General features: G+C 44.4%; 13 protein-coding genes. 11 read left to right on the top strand and 2 right to left on the bottom strand.

All coding sequences use genetic code 11. The annotated features are described in order from the left end of the window. Nucleotides 1-178: 178 nt before the first annotated feature. Nucleotides 179-1,723 (bottom strand): succinate CoA transferase, encoded by a 1,545-nt coding sequence (locus GD002_RS15435; RefSeq protein WP_408020101.1) that lies wholly within the window; start codon nucleotides 1,721-1,723, stop codon nucleotides 179-181. Between the two features lie 438 nt (nucleotides 1,724-2,161). On the opposite strand from GD002_RS15435, the gene GD002_RS15430 reads away from it, so the two are divergent. From GD002_RS15430 to GD002_RS15380, 11 genes are all read left to right on the top strand, one after another. Continuing rightward, nucleotides 2,162-5,836, top strand: coding sequence for a nitrate reductase subunit alpha (locus GD002_RS15430; protein WP_153733262.1), 3,675 nt, complete (start codon nucleotides 2,162-2,164; stop codon nucleotides 5,834-5,836). Next, complete coding sequence (narH, locus tag GD002_RS15425) at nucleotides 5,826-7,436, top strand: nitrate reductase subunit beta (RefSeq protein WP_153733261.1); 1,611 nt, start codon at nucleotides 5,826-5,828, stop codon at nucleotides 7,434-7,436. The genes GD002_RS15430 and narH overlap by 11 nt, the downstream gene beginning before the upstream one ends. Beyond that, the gene (narJ, locus tag GD002_RS15420; RefSeq protein WP_153733276.1) at nucleotides 7,429-7,998 is read left to right on the top strand and encodes a nitrate reductase molybdenum cofactor assembly chaperone; all 570 of its coding nucleotides are present in this window, start codon (nucleotides 7,429-7,431) and stop codon (nucleotides 7,996-7,998) included. The genes narH and narJ overlap by 8 nt, the downstream gene beginning before the upstream one ends. Beyond that, entirely contained in the window at nucleotides 7,991-8,689 is a 699-nt protein-coding gene (narI, locus tag GD002_RS15415; protein ID WP_153733260.1) for a respiratory nitrate reductase subunit gamma, read from the top strand. Before narJ ends, narI begins: the two co-directional genes overlap by 8 nt. 29 nt (nucleotides 8,690-8,718) lie before the next feature. Then, complete coding sequence (locus GD002_RS15410; RefSeq protein ID WP_153733259.1) at nucleotides 8,719-9,198, top strand: GAF domain-containing protein; 480 nt, start codon at nucleotides 8,719-8,721, stop codon at nucleotides 9,196-9,198. Continuing rightward, entirely contained in the window at nucleotides 9,179-10,261 is a 1,083-nt protein-coding gene (locus GD002_RS15405) for a sensor histidine kinase (RefSeq protein ID WP_153733258.1), read from the top strand. The genes GD002_RS15410 and GD002_RS15405 overlap by 20 nt, the downstream gene beginning before the upstream one ends. Beyond that, nucleotides 10,242-10,892, top strand: coding sequence for a response regulator (locus tag GD002_RS15400; RefSeq protein WP_153733257.1), 651 nt, complete (start codon nucleotides 10,242-10,244; stop codon nucleotides 10,890-10,892). The genes GD002_RS15405 and GD002_RS15400 overlap by 20 nt, the downstream gene beginning before the upstream one ends. Before the next feature lie 17 nt (nucleotides 10,893-10,909). After that, the gene (locus GD002_RS15395) at nucleotides 10,910-11,443 is read left to right on the top strand and encodes a hemerythrin domain-containing protein (protein ID WP_153733256.1); all 534 of its coding nucleotides are present in this window, start codon (nucleotides 10,910-10,912) and stop codon (nucleotides 11,441-11,443) included. Between the two features lie 78 nt (nucleotides 11,444-11,521). Further along, nucleotides 11,522-13,036: a nitrate/nitrite transporter gene (locus tag GD002_RS15390; RefSeq protein WP_153733255.1), complete on the top strand. Its 1,515-nt coding sequence runs from the start codon at nucleotides 11,522-11,524 to the stop codon at nucleotides 13,034-13,036. A 42-nt stretch (nucleotides 13,037-13,078) separates the two neighbouring features. After that, nucleotides 13,079-14,098, top strand: coding sequence for a ThiF family adenylyltransferase (locus tag GD002_RS15385; protein WP_153733254.1), 1,020 nt, complete (start codon nucleotides 13,079-13,081; stop codon nucleotides 14,096-14,098). A 12-nt stretch (nucleotides 14,099-14,110) separates the two neighbouring features. Then, nucleotides 14,111-14,632 (top strand): MogA/MoaB family molybdenum cofactor biosynthesis protein, encoded by a 522-nt coding sequence (locus GD002_RS15380; protein ID WP_153733253.1) that lies wholly within the window; start codon nucleotides 14,111-14,113, stop codon nucleotides 14,630-14,632. A gap of 177 nt (nucleotides 14,633-14,809) precedes the next feature. Here GD002_RS15380 and moaC read toward each other — a convergent pair whose 3' ends face one another. Beyond that, a complete protein-coding gene (gene moaC / locus GD002_RS15375) occupies nucleotides 14,810-15,301 on the bottom strand; it encodes a cyclic pyranopterin monophosphate synthase MoaC (RefSeq protein WP_153733252.1) in 492 nt (163 codons plus the stop codon). Between the last annotated feature and the right edge of the window lie 36 nt (nucleotides 15,302-15,337).

Below are 15,337 nucleotides of genomic sequence, written 5' to 3'. Positions count from 1 at the left end.
GCTTATAGCGCTTCCCTTTTTTGCGTATGTAAGATTACCCCGCTGAGCGAAAGTCGAGTCGCACCGCGCCAACCCCCGTCCGGACCGATCGAAAGTCGAGTCGTACCGCGCCAACCCCCGTCCACGCCCGATCGAAAAAAGCGAGCGGATCAAATCCGCTCGCTTTCATATAGAACTATTATTTTTGAACAGGTGCTTCTTTGTGCATTGTTTTGTTTTTTGCAAGATTTACGTGCCAAGAGAGTGCTTCTTCCAAGATATGTGGTGTTTGTCCGCCAACTTGGTCCTTCGCTCTGTTGAAGTAGTCGCGAAGCTCTTCTTTGAAGTCAGGGTGTGCACAGTGTTCGATCAATGCTTCCGCTTTCTGGCGTGGAGCCAAGCCGCGAAGATCCGCATAGCCTTGTTCCGTAACGATAACGTCTACATCATGCTCTGTATGATCTACGTGTGAGCAGAAAGGTACGATAGATGAAACGTCCCCACCTTTTGCATACGATTTCGTAACGAAGATCGCAATACGCGCGTTACGTGCGAAGTCTCCAGAACCACCGATCCCGTTCATCATGCGTGTACCGCTAACGTGTGTAGAGTTAACGTTTCCGTAGATATCGAGCTCAAGCGCTGTATTGAATGAAATAATACCCAAACGACGGATAACTTCTGGGTGGTTAGAAATTTCTTGCGGACGGAATACTAGCTTATCGCGGTATTTACCGATATCCTCTTTTAAGCTATCCAAACGCTTTTTAGAAAGTGTCAAAGAAGTAGCGGAAGCGAATTTCACAACGCCATCATCAATCAAGTCGAAGATCGCATCTTGAAGTACTTCAGAATACACTTCAATGTTTTTAAACTCAGAAGTTCTCATACCGTCCAGAACAGCGTTTGCGACAGAACCAACACCTGATTGAAGCGGCATTAGTGATTCGTCCATGCGTCCTAATTTAATTTCGTCACGGAAGAAGTTTAGCAAGTGATTGGCGATTTCCTGTGTCTCTTCGTCCGGTGGAACGATAGGGGAAGGAATATCCATCTTCTCTGTAATGACGATTCCGCGTACTTTTGCAGGATCCACTTGGATGCCTGGTGTACCGATTTTGTCCGTTACGTTATAGACAGGGATTTCTTTTCTCTCGCCTTGTTTTGCAGGAATATAAATATCATGTAAGCCTTCATATTCAGCCGGTACGTTCACGTTTAGTTCGATGATGACATGCTTTGCCTGCTCAACGAAAATTGGTGAGTTACCAACTGAACCAGTCGGGATGATTTGCCCATCTTCTGTAATTGCAGCTGCTTCGATAATTGCGTAGTCAATAGGCCCGATAACGCCTTGACGTACCCATTCAGCTGTATGGGAAAGGTGCTGATCAATGTAAAAAGAATCTCCGGAGTTGATCTTTCCGCGCATTGCTGGGTTACCTTGGTAAGGTATACGTAAGTTAATCATACCTGCTTCTGCCATTAACTCATCTACGTTTGGCCCAAGAGAAGCACCGGTGAAAACGTTTACTTTTAATTTCTCAGTCTTTCCTCTTTCCGCCAATGCCAATGGAACCGCTTTCGCATCTCCTGACAAAGTAAATCCACTTAAACCTAGAGACATTCCATCCTCGATCCAAGAAGCTGCTTCTTCTGCTGTAACAATTTTGTCTTTTAAAGCTTCACAACGAAGTACTTTGTTTAATTCGTTTGACACGGTATCATCCACCTTACCTTTCATTTTATATATTATTCTATCAGCTATCTAAATAAAATCAACATAATATTGTGAGAAATGGACTAAAGTTACCAAGATAGAAAAAGCATGCTAAAAAGAAACTAATATAGCTATATATCTAGTATCCATTATTGTGAGAGTAGCCCATAGATTATTATACCACTAATCTAAGACTAGGAGTTTTCCCTAGTCGGATCCTCGAAAATACTATATGTATTTGGGATAATAGGGCTTCCCCTAATGGTAACAGTAGGAAATGTACGTATAATCAATACATATAAGGATAATTCTTTGAATATAGACGAATAGTCATAAGAGATAGATATCGAATTAGGGAAAACCCTTACAAAAAATCAGATTAATTAGTCAAATGTAGGGTAGTAGTTAAAATATGTCTGTGTTCATTTGCTGCGACATTCTGAAAAGGAGTGGAAATGTTCGATGAAAAAGAGATTTGGATTGCAATATTTTAAACCTGTCGAAAGTTATTCCGGAAATTGGTCGGTGTTGGAGGAAAAAAGCCGTGATTGGGAAAACATGTACCGTCAACGCTGGTCACATGACAAAGTGGTGCGTACGACGCATGGTGTGAACTGTACCGGTTCTTGTAGTTGGAAAGTGTTTGTTAAGAATGGCATCATCACGTGGGAAAATCAGCAGATCGATTACCCTTCTTGTGGTCCTGATATGCCAGAATTTGAACCTCGTGGTTGTCCACGCGGTGCATCATTTTCTTGGTATGAGTACAGTCCGTTGCGTGTGAAATATCCTTATATCCGGGGGAAGCTATGGCGTATGTGGAATGAAGCGCTTCAGGAAACGAAAGATCCTGTAAAAGCATGGACGGCTATTGTGGAAGATCCGGTGAAATCAAATGAATACAAGAAAGCGCGTGGAAAAGGAGGTCATGTTCGTATTCATTGGCGTGATGCCACGCTACTCATCGCAGCGCAACTCATTTACACCGTTCAAAAATACGGACCCGACCGTGTAGCAGGGTTTACCCCTATTCCCGCAATGTCCATGGTCAGTTATGCATCAGGTGCGCGTTTCATTTCATTGCTTGGTGGAGAAATGTTGAGTTTCTATGATTGGTATGCGGATTTACCGCCATCCTCCCCGCAGATCTGGGGCGAGCAGACGGACGTTCCAGAATCCAGTGATTGGTTCAATGCAGGATATATCATTATGTGGGGTTCCAATGTCCCGTTAACTCGGACGCCAGACGCACACTTTATGACAGAAGTTCGTTATAAAGGAACGAAAGTCGTTTCAGTGGCACCGGATTATGCAGAAAGTGTGACACATGCAGACGATTGGATCGCAGCAAATCCAGGTACAGACGCAGCGGTTGCGCAAGCGATGACACACGTTATCTTGGACGAGTTTTATGAAAAGCGAAAAGAGCCGACATTTTTAAATTATGCGAAGCAGTATACGGATATGCCGTTTCTCATTTTATTGGAACCTCATGAAGATTCCTACAAGGCAGGTCGATTCTTGCGTGCTAGTGATCTGGGGCAACAGTCAGAACATGCAGATTGGAAACCAGTGTTATTTGATGAAGCGAAAGGTGAAATTATTGTGCCAAACGGAACGATGGGGCAGCGCTGGGAACAGGATGCGAAGTGGAACTTGCAGCTAGAAAATGAAGACGGTACTCGTGTTGAACCTGCTCTGTCTGTTGAAAAACATGGAGCCGAATGGCGTGAAATTCACTTCCCATATTTTGATCAGCGAGGTAACGGTACGTTCAAACGCCCGATACCCGCAATGAAAGTACAATTTGCTGACGGCTCGGAACGCTTAGTGGCAACAACCTATGACATTATGCTGAGTCAATATGGAGTAAACCGGATTGGCAGTGAGCTAGAGGCGACTGGTTATGATGATGTTACGTCTATCTATACCCCAGCTTGGCAAGAGTCAATCACGAATGTAAAACCGGAACTTGTCATCCAAATCGCAATGGAGTTTGCGCAAAATGCCATCGATACAGGTGGTCGTTCGATGATTATTATGGGAGCGGGTATCAATCACTGGTTCAATAGCGACACGATTTATCGAGCGATCCTGAATTTGGTTACACTGACGGCATCACAGGGTGTCAACGGTGGAGGTTGGGCGCATTACGTCGGGCAAGAAAAATGCCGTCCAATTGAAGGATGGAGCACCATTGCGTTTGCAAAAGACTGGCAAGGTCCACCGCGTCTACAAAATGCTACTTCATTTTTCTATTTTGCAACGGATCAATGGAAGTACGAAGAAGCGGGTGCCGATACGCTCATGTCACCACTTGGAGGAGAAGCACGATATAAACACCCTGCGGATTATAACGTGTTGGCAGCGCGTCTTGGCTGGTTGCCTTCTTATCCGCAATTCAATAAAAATAGTTTACTGCTCGTGGAAGAAGCGGCGAAACTTGGGAAGACTGAACAGAATGAAGTTGTGGGACATGTCGTCGAGCAACTGAAATCGGGGGAGCTACATTTCGCAGCAGAGGATCCGGATGCACCTGAAAACTTTCCGCGTTCGCTGTTTGTCTGGCGCTCCAATCTCGTTTCGAGTTCAGCAAAAGGTCAGGAATACTTCATGAAGCATTTGTTCGGAGCTTCTAGCGGGTTACTAGCCAGTCCGAATGAAGACATGAAACCAGAAGAGATGGTTTGGCGAGATGAAGTGGAAGGCAAATTGGATTTGCTTGTCGCCTTGGATTTCCGAATGACGGCCACGCCACTGTACGCAGATATCGTATTACCGGCAGCTACATGGTATGAAAAAGTAGATTTATCGTCTACCGACATGCATCCGTTTGTTCATCCATTCAATCCGGCGGTCAATCCGCTATGGGAATCACGTTCAGACTGGGATATTTACCGGACGATAGCTCAAACATTCTCAGAATTAGCGAAAACGCATTTGCCGGGCATTTATAAAGATCTCGTCACGTCACCGCTAGCACACGACTCAATTCAAGAAATCGCCCAGCCATTTGGGGAAGTTCGTGATTGGAAAAAAGGCGAGATCGAACCGATTCCAGGCAAAACTATGCCAGGTATGACCATCGTAGAACGTGATTTCACGAAAGTATACGACAAATACATTACACTCGGACCGCTATTATCAACAGGAAAAACGGGAGCGCATGGTGTTAGTTTCTCAGTTGCGGAAGAGTATGAGTTGATGAAAGGAATCAACGGTGTATACGAGGATGACACGATTAAAAACGGGCTGCCAAAACTGTATACAGCGAAACACGCAGCCGAAACCATGTTGACACTGTCTTCCGCCACGAATGGAAGAGTATCGCAGAAAGCATTTGAAGCTGCCGAGCAGGACACGGGAGTGGAACTCAAGGATATTTCAGCTGACCGGGCAGCCGAGCGCTTCACTTTCGCCAACATTACCGCCCAGCCGCGGGAAGTTATTCCGACACCAGTGTTTAGTGGATCGAATAAATTAGGGCGCCGCTACTCGCCATTCACGACGAATATCGAACGTTTGGTTCCGTTCAGAACGTTGACGGGCAGACAGCATTTTTATTTGGATCATGAATTCTTTCTTGGATTTGGTGAATCACTGCCTGTCTATAAACCGACACTTCCGCCTTTCGTCTTTGCGGATCGCGATGAAGAAATTGTCGGAGGACAGGACGCATTAGTGTTGCGCTATCTAACACCGCACGGCAAGTGGAATATTCACTCGACCTATCAGGACAACCAGCATATGCTAACGCTTTTCCGCGGAGGTCCGACTGTCTGGCTGTCGAATCTAGATGCGGAAGAGCATGGAATCGATGATAATGACTGGCTTGAAGTGTACAACCGAAATGGTGTCGTCAATGCCCGTGCTGTCGTCAGTCACCGGATGCCTAAAGGAACGATGTTTATGTATCACGCACAGGACAAGCATATTCAGATGCCGGGCTCGGAAATTACCGAGCAACGCGGAGGAAGCCACAATGCACCAACGCGTATTCATATGAAGCCGACTCAGATGGTAGGCGGCTATGCACAGCTCAGTTATGGATTCAACTACTACGGACCTATCGGAAATCAACGTGATGTCTACGTCGCGGTCCGCAAGATGAAGGAGGTCAACTGGCTTGAAAATTAAAGCGCAAGTTGCAATGGTGATGAACTTAGACAAGTGTATTGGGTGTCATACGTGCAGTGTAACATGTAAAACGACATGGACCAATCGTGAAGGTGCAGAGTATATGTGGTTCAATAACGTGGAAACCAAACCAGGCATCGGTTATCCGAAACGATGGGAAGACCAGGAACTTTATAAGGGTGGTTGGCAGTTGCGGAAGGGGAAGCTGGAACTGAAATCGGGTTCGAAGCTCTCCAAAATCGCACTCGGGAAAATCTTCTACAATCCAGATATGCCGGAAATGAAAGATTACTACGAGCCTTGGACGTATGATTATGAAAAGCTAACGACAGCACCGGATCAGAAGCATACACCGGTTGCACGTGCGAAATCTGTCGTTACAGGTGAATATATGGATCCAGAATGGGGTCCGAACTGGGAAGATCAGTTAGCGGGAGCGCATATTACAGGACCAACTGATCCGAACATCGAAAAGATTGAGGAAGAAATCAAATTTAATTTTGAACAAGCATTTATGATGTACTTGCCTAGACTATGTGAGCACTGTTTGAACCCAAGTTGTGTGGCATCTTGTCCTTCAGGTGCAATGTATAAGCGAGATGAAGATGGTATTGTCTTAGTCGACCAGGAAGCTTGCCGTGGCTGGCGTTACTGTATGACGGGCTGTCCGTATAAGAAAGTGTATTTTAACTGGAAAACGAATAAAGCAGAGAAATGCACATTCTGTTTCCCACGCGTGGAATCTGGATTGCCGACAGTCTGTTCTGAAACATGTACAGGACGTATCCGGTACTTGGGGGTCTTACTGTATGATGCAGATCGTGTACAGGAAGCAGCGTCTACACCAGATCCAAAAGATTTGTATCAAGCGCAGTGTGACTTGTTCTTAGATCCAAATGATCCAGAAATCATAGAGCAGGCAATTCGAGATGGGATTTCGGAGGACTGGATTCAAGCGGCACAAAACTCGCCTGTCTATAAGTTAGCAATTGAATATAAATTAGCGTTCCCGTTACACCCGGAGTACCGGACATTGCCAATGGTATGGTATGTGCCGCCACTTAGCCCGATTATGAACTATTTCGAAGGAAAAGACTCCATCAAAAATCCGGATATGATTTTCCCGGCCATCGAAGAAATGCGTATTCCACTTCAATACTTAGCGAATATGCTAACAGCAGGAGATGTAGAAACGGTGAAAGGCGGTTTACAACGTATGGCCATGATGCGTTCGTATATGCGTGCCATCTCTTCAGGTAAAGAATTTGATGAATCAAAGCTTGAACGAGTTGGATTGACGGCACAACAGACCAAGCAAATGTATCGTTTACTAGCAATTGCCAAATACGAAGATCGTTTCGTCATCCCGACTTCGCATAAAGAGGGGCAAATGAACGTCTATCGATCACAAGGTTCGGCCGGTTATGATGGCATGGGCACATATGGAGAACAAGCCCCACATCAAAGTCCGTATTCCTATTCTGTGATGGGATCGGATGGAGGTTGTGATGGTTGTGGACCTGCATCACCAGGAGCGCCTGTGAAAACAGGCAAGGAGATATACGAGGAGAATTTCTATGGGGGGATCTGGCGTGATTAATCTCGATCTCTTATATGAAAAGAAGCACATTTTCGGTTTTTTCTCCAATCAACTAAACTATCCTGAAAAATTGACCTTTCATCCTTCCGTTTGGGATGAATTTGTGACAGTCGGTACAGTAGGCTATGATGACTTGCAAACGTATTGGGAAAAGATGCAAACCTACAGCATAAATGAAATACAAGAGATGTATACGTACACCTTTGATTTTCAAAAAGATGCGACGCTCTTTATGACATTTGTGAAGTTTGAAGACTCTAAAGAGCGTGGTCAAATGCTCGCCCGATTAAAAGTTTTGTATGAAATGTTTGGCTTGAACATGCCGAACCATGAACTGTCTGACTTACTTCCATTAATGTGCGAATTTATTTACGCAGCCGAATGGCAAGGTGACCCGCGAGCACAGCAAAGTTTTTCTATGCTGCTCGCGGTAATCGAAGATGGAACATACTTTTTAATGAAAGCCCTAGAAAAGTATGAAAGCCCATATTTTTATTTAATTCGGGCGCTACGTGAAACATGTAAATCGTGTATTCAACGGGAGGTTTCTGCCAATGACTAGTCAATTTTTGTGGGTCATTTTTCCTTACATTTGTATGGCAGTTTTTATTGTAGGTCATATTTTCCGTTACCGTAATGATCAGTTTGGTTGGACGGCTAAGTCGAGTGAATTTATTGAGAAGAAACAATTAATGATCGGTAGTTTGCTATTCCACATTGGAATATTTCCAGTGATTTTGGGACATGTCGCTGGACTTGGGATTCCAAATGAATGGACGCGTGCTATGGGAATTAGTGATCATATGTACCATATCGGCGCAGTGTGGGGCGGAGGTTTCTTCGGTGTCATGACGCTTGTAGGGATGTTGATCTTAACTTCGCGCCGTTTTACGAAAGCGAGTGTTCGAAAACTTTCTTCCACTTCCGACTTAGTTGTCAATTCTTTATTGCTATTTATCGTGTTCATTGGTGTATATAGTTCATTGATTACAAATACAATGACGCCAGGATTTGACTATCGCGAGACGATTTCTGTGTGGTTCAGATCATTGCTTATTTTTCAGCCGGAAGCAGCCTATATGGCAGCTGTACCGCTTGCGTTCAAATTGCATATTTTCACTGGTTTTCTCATTTTTGCGATGTGGCCATTCACACGACTGGTACACGTCTGGAGTGTACCGTTGAATTATGTTGGTAGAAGTTATATTCTATATAGAAAACATCAGGCTACGAAACAACATACACCGCGATGAGCGAATGATGAAAATAGGAGATCATGTCTATGAAAGGACAACAAAGTTTTAATTTCCAGTTAGCCATTGAACAGCTCAAAGAAACTCTTCGTGTTGACTTTATCGGGTTAGCGCTTGTGGATTTTAGTAAGCACCATTATGAATTAAAGTGGCGGTTTGTGGCTGGAAATCTGAGTTTGCGTTATCGAAAAATTGTCCTGAATTCAGGGAAGGGGATCGCTGGACTAGTTTTCAAGACAGGTAAACCAATGCTAGTCGAAGACGCTGAAGAACGACTGGGCGAGAAAGATCTTTATAACTATCCCGTTGTCGTATTTGAAAAACTCAAAAGTTTTGGTGCGATTCCTTTATTTCGAGATGATCACGTTCAAGGTGTGCTACTCATCGGATATCGTGAACCGAAAAAATTGACGGTGGAATCGTTTGAGCAGTTTAAGCAAGCAGTTGGCCCGCAATTTGGACCGTTTCATCATAAGGAGCGATTGAAAGATGATGTTATCGAACAATGATAAACTGCCGGATTTGTTGCAGAAACTTTATGATCATACGACGGAAGCAATGTTCTTTTTCGCTGCAAATGGTCAAATTCTCTCCATGAATGAAGCGGCCAAACAAATTATCGAACCACAACTCTATGAGAAGCTACTTGAAGGAGAAGCGAACTCGATATGTCTCACCTGCCGTGGCTATACGAGTGAGGATGAACAAATGACTTGTGTCTCTTGTTTTATGACCAATCCGCAAGAGACACTGACGTCCTTCCAACTGTACTTAAATACTAGAGATTTTGGAGTGTTGCCTTATAGTGCAACGTACCAAGTGATTGATAAGGAAGAACAGGTATCGGTATTAATGTTGCGGAACTTGACGAGACAGACGCAGACACAGGAAGTGTTGAACCAGAAAATACGCGTGCAGCAAGTGATCCAGGCGCAAGAAAACGAAAGAAAACGTATTTCTAGAGAACTACATGATAGTGTGGCGCAAGAGATGTTAAGTTCGCTCGTTGATCTACGTGTTTTGAAATATATGAATGTGGATCAAGACGTCTTGGAAAAGTTGCGTCAAACGGAAGGCTCATTGATGCGGTTGTTGGACGATATCCGACATTTGTCTGTAGAGTTGAGACCAGCTGTTTTGGATGACTTCGGTTTGGAGGCGGCGTTTCGGACTCACATTAAAACCTTGGAGAAGAATTATGGATTAACTGTCCATTTTAATTCGGATCTAAAGCGAAGCCGTTATGAAGGTGAAATTGAAACCGTCGTGTACCGCATTGGTCAAGAAGCGATCTTGAATGCAATGAAGTATGCAGAGGTGGAAGATGTTTTCGTAAGTTTGAAAGAAATACAAGAGAATTTACAATTACAGATATATGACGAAGGAGTGGGCTTCAACGTCAATGATTTTACGCCGCAAGGAACGGGTCTTGGTCTTTACGGAATGAAGGAACGTGTGGAATTGGTTGGCGGAAACTTGACGATTGCTTCTAGTGCCCAAGAAGGGACAAAAATCCTAGTAGAGATTCCGGTGAAGAAGGAGAGAGCAACGAGTGAAAATCATAATCGCTGATGACCACGCAGTCGTCCGAACAGGATTCATGCATATCTTGAATTATCAGAGCGATATGGAAGTCGTTGCGACAGCAGCAGACGGATTGGAAGCATATGAATTGGTTGCCAAGCATAGGCCTGACATCATTTTACTTGATCTGAGCATGCCGCCAGGTCAAAGTGGGCTAATTGCGACAGGGAAAATACATGAAGACTTTCCTGATACCAAAATAGTGATCTTGACGATGTACGATGACGAGGAATATATGTTCCATGTCTTGAAAAATGGAGCATCGGGTTACATTTTGAAGAATGCACCAGACGAAGAGTTGATCAATGCACTTCGCGAAGTGTATGACGGAGGAACTTATGTACATCCTTCCATGGCAACATCGCTTGTGCGGGAGTTTGTGAAGAAAGGTTCGCAAGCATCAAATGAAGATGATCCGTTCAAGATTTTATCTAAACGGGAAATTGAAATTCTGCCGCTTGTTGCGAAAGGCTATGGCAATAAGGAAATCGCGGAAATGCTTTATATTTCAGTGAAGACAGTGGAGGCCCATAAAGCCAAGATGATGGACAAACTTCATTTGAAGAGCCGTCCTGAATTAGTGGAGTATGCGCTACGCAAGAAGTTTTTGAACTTTTAATGGGGAAGTGAAGAAGGATGAATAATCCAAGTTTTACCTTTTCATTGCCGGTGTTACGAGTGTTGGAAAACGAACACCGTTTCTTAACGCATATTATGAACGAATGGCATGCGATCGTCCTAGAATTTGAACAAGAAGTCTATTCACGTGAAGAAGGGCTAGTTGCGCTGAAGCAATTGCGCAAGCTAGTTATAGAATTCATTGATCCTCTAAAAAACCATACAGAAAAAGAAGAAACCTATCTATTTCCGATGTTATCGAAATATGTAGGTAGTGAGCAAGGGCCGATTCAGGCGGTGCAAGAAGAACACGAGGAAATCGATGCGTATATCGGTCATTTTCTTCACCATACAAGAGGAGATCTATCGGCATTCACACTCGAGATGATGACTGATGTAGTAAAAGATGCGGGAGAAGCATTTGAAGTCATGATGATTCATTTCGTCAAAGAAGAGAATGTGATCTTTCCAATGGTAGAGTCTGTTTTACGAGCAGAAGAACAAGAGCGGTTGTTTGACCAAATGTATACTTCAATTTTGCCAAAGTCGTAAGAATATAGAATAGTAAAGTGAAAAGGGAGAGAGTGATTGCAGTTGTTTAGTAACTAACTTTAGAATGGATGGGTTCATATGACACAAAAGATCCAATTGCCGTTACAGACGGCGAATCTAGTTGTCGGTTTCATGGTTTGGGTGCTCATCTCTTCACTATTGCCATTTATCAGTGAAGACATCAATATCCCACCTGAACGTGTGGCCATCATTACAGCAATTCCTGTAGTGCTCGGTTCGATTTTACGTATTCCGCTCGGCTATTATGCTAATGTGTATGGAGCGCGTGTAATGTTCTTTATCAGTTTTATCGTCTTACTATTTCCTGTCTACTACATTAGTGAAACATCGACAGTGACAGGACTATTGATTGGTGGTACATTGCTTGGGGTAGGCGGTGCGATTTTCTCTGTAGGGGTTACATCGTTACCGAAATATTATCCTAAGGAAAAGCACGGTTTAGTCAATGGAATCTATGGAATGGGGAATATTGGTACGGCGATCACGACGTTTTCCGCCCCTGTACTGGCTATGAAGTTTGGCTGGTCATTGACTGTTAAAATGTATCTTGTGTTACTGCTTGTATTCATCGCGCTGAACTTTTTCTTCGGTGACCGCAAGGAAGTGAAAGTAAAAGCACCGATCGTCGAGCAGATCAAAGGTGTCTATAAAAATGAGAAACTATGGTTCTTCTCGCTATTTTATTTCATTACGTTTGGTTCGTTTGTTGCGTTTACCGTGTTCTTGCCAAACTTTCTTGTGAATTATTTCGGATTAGAGAAAGTGGATGCGGGGCTTCGCACGGCTGGCTTCATTGTGGTTGCTACCTTATTGCGACCACTCGGTGGTTGGTTAGGAGATAAGTTCCAGCCGTTATTCTTATTGATGGGTTGTTTCGCGGGTTTGACTGTTGCATCTATCGTATTAGCTTTTTCACCAGATATTGCGTTGTATACGGTGGGAAGTATCTTGATCGCTGCATCGGCTGGAATTGGGAACGGTGTCATTTTTAAATTGGTACCGCTTTATTTCAGTAAACAAGCCGGAACTGTTAACGGAATTGTCTCGATGATGGGCGGTTTGGGTGGATTTTTCCCTCCTTTGTTGTTGGCAGCAATTTTCTCGATGACAGGTTCTTATTCGATTGGCTTCATGGCATTCTCGCAGATATCGCTTGCGAGTCTCGTATTGGTTGTATGGCTGTACTTTATGGATCGTGCGAGTCTTTCGAAAGAAGTATTTGATTCGACTAGACAAGGAATTCTCGTAACGAATCAGTCGGGCGTGATCGTTTCGGTCAATCCGGCATTTACAAGTCTCACAGGATACAGTGAAGAAGAAGTGCTAGGAAAAAGCCCGAATATCTTAAGTTCTGGTCGACATGATCGAGCGTATTACGACGACATGTGGCGCCAGATTGAAGAACAAGGTGTTTGGCAGGGTGAGATTTGGAATAAGAAGAAAAATGGCGAAGAGTATTTGGAGTTTCTATCTATCAGTGCTGTAAAAGATGGAACGGGCGATATCGTACGTTATGTTGGGTCGTTCAGCGATATCAGTCCCACTACAAGTAAGGGCAATCGGTTAAACTGACCGATTGCCTCACTTCTTGTCGAATGAAAGGGAGTAGATGAAGTGGAGAATCGTTATTCAAGGCAGACATTGTTTCAGCCGATTGGACAAGATGGACAGCAACAATTATCTGATTCGCATGCTGTTATTATCGGCTGTGGAGCACTTGGTTCCTCTCTTTCCGAGACGCTTGTGCGAGCAGGTATCGGCAAAGTGACGCTCGCGGACCGTGATTATGTAGAAGCTTCCAATTTGCAGCGGCAACAATTGTTCACTGAAGCAGATGCGCAACACAGTATGCCGAAAGTGATCGCGGCTGAGCGGCGATTGCGTACGATCCGCGAAGATGTAGAAATCCATACAGTGCTCAACCATGTAGATGGTCCTGTATTGGAGGAGATTACTGGCGAAGCAGATCTTCTGCTAGATGCAACGGATAATTTTGAGACGCGGCTATTGCTGAATGATGTAGCATGGAAACTGAATATTCCATGGATTTATGGTGCGGTGGTTGGTAGTTCTGGCAGCGTATTTCCTTTCATTCCAGGCAAGACGCCTTGTTTCCGCTGCTTGCTCCCTGTGTTACCAGCTGTAAATGAAACATGTGATACAGTAGGAGTTATTGCTCCAGCCGTCCAGATTTCCGCTGCTCATCAAAGTGCTGAAGCGTTGAAATGGCTGACGGGAAATACGTCCGCCATGCGCACAAAGCTTCTGCATTTTGATGTGTGGAATAATACGTCCGTTGAAGCTGGAATTAGCCGGATGAAAAATTCGCAATGCCAGACGTGTGGAAGTCATCCGACCTATCCTTCACTGCATCAGCAATCTGGCACGCAATATGCGGTGTTATGTGGGCGTGATACCGTGCAGATAATACCGGATGCCGGACGTGAGTTAACCGTGGCTGATGGTGTGCGGGTCGCGCAGCAATTGCAGACGGAATATCGTGAAACGCCATTTTTTGTAGAATTTCACGTGGATGGCTATCGTTGCATTTTATTTGGCAACGGACGGCTACTCATTCATGGTCTGAAAGATATGAAGATTGGAAGAAAATTGTATCATTCATTATTCGGATAGGGGGAACGGGATTTGGAAGAGTCTCATTTACCACAGTTGGCACGCGAGAAATCGATTGCGGTGGCTGTGTTGACGATTAGTGATTCAAGGACAGAAGCGGATGATAAGAGTGGGAAGATAATTCGAGAGAAATTGGAGAATGCGGGCCATCATGTTAAGGAATATGGCATCTGTTTGGATGAAGGCGAGCATATTACGGAGCAATTGTCTGTCTGGCTGTCGGATGCAACGATTCAAGCGATGATTTTTACAGGTGGTACGGGAATCGGCTTGCGAGATGTTACGGTGGAAATGGTCACACCATATTTCACGAAACCGCTTGATGGATTTGGCGAATTGTTTCGCTTTTTGAGCTATACCGAGGATGTGGGATCGAAAGCGATGTTGAGTCGTGCGGCAGCGGGGGCGATTGGAGAGCAAGTGGTGTTTTTGTTGCCAGGATCTTCGAAAGCAGTGGCGCTCGCGATGGATAAGTTGATCTTACCCGAGTTGCCCCATATTGTGCATGAGTTGACGAAGCACTTGAAGGGATAGTGGCGGATTGGTTCGGTCTGACGTGGGTTTGGCTTGGTTTGATGGTGGTAATGCTCGGTTGTGCGAGTGTTTGGTTCGATGTAGTGGTTGATTGGCGCGGATGGCATGAAGGTTAGCTCGATGCAATAGTGGTTTGGCGCGGTTGCCAACTATATCAAATAAAAAAACGCGCGAGATTTAATCCGCGCGTTGGTAGTCTCCGTTCTTTCCGCCTGTTTTCTTCTGTAGCATAGTGGGGCCAATGACCATCTCTTTGCCGGCCGCTTTGCACATGTCGTAAATAGTGAGGGCGGCGGCTGAAGCGGCTGTTAATGCTTCCATTTCAACACCAGTGACGCCTTTTGTTTTGACTTCCGCTTGGATTAGCACTTCGTAATGTGCGTTTTCTTGATCGATCGCCCAATCAAAACGGACGTCGACACCGGTTAGAGGCAGAGGGTGGCACATAGGGATGATAGTAGAAGTGTTTTTTGCTGCCATAACCGCTGCTACTTGTGCGACTGCGAAGACATCCCCTTTTTTATTAGTTCCATGGGTAATTTGTTCGTGAATGGATTCGTTAACTAGGATTGATGATGTAGCAATAGCTGTGCGCAAGGAGATTTCCTTGCCGGAGACATCGACCATCTTGGCTCGACCTTGTTCATTAAAGTGAGTAAGTTCAGACATACAGATCATCCTTTCATTTCATTACATTGTACAGGC

Origin of the sequence: Sporosarcina obsidiansis (genome assembly GCF_009651005.1) — a bacterium.
Classification (GTDB): Bacteria; Bacillota; Bacilli; order Bacillales_A; family Planococcaceae; genus Sporosarcina; species Sporosarcina obsidiansis.
The sequence above is the reverse complement of the archived record's forward strand: the minus strand, read 5'-3'. Positions and strand labels throughout refer to the sequence as shown.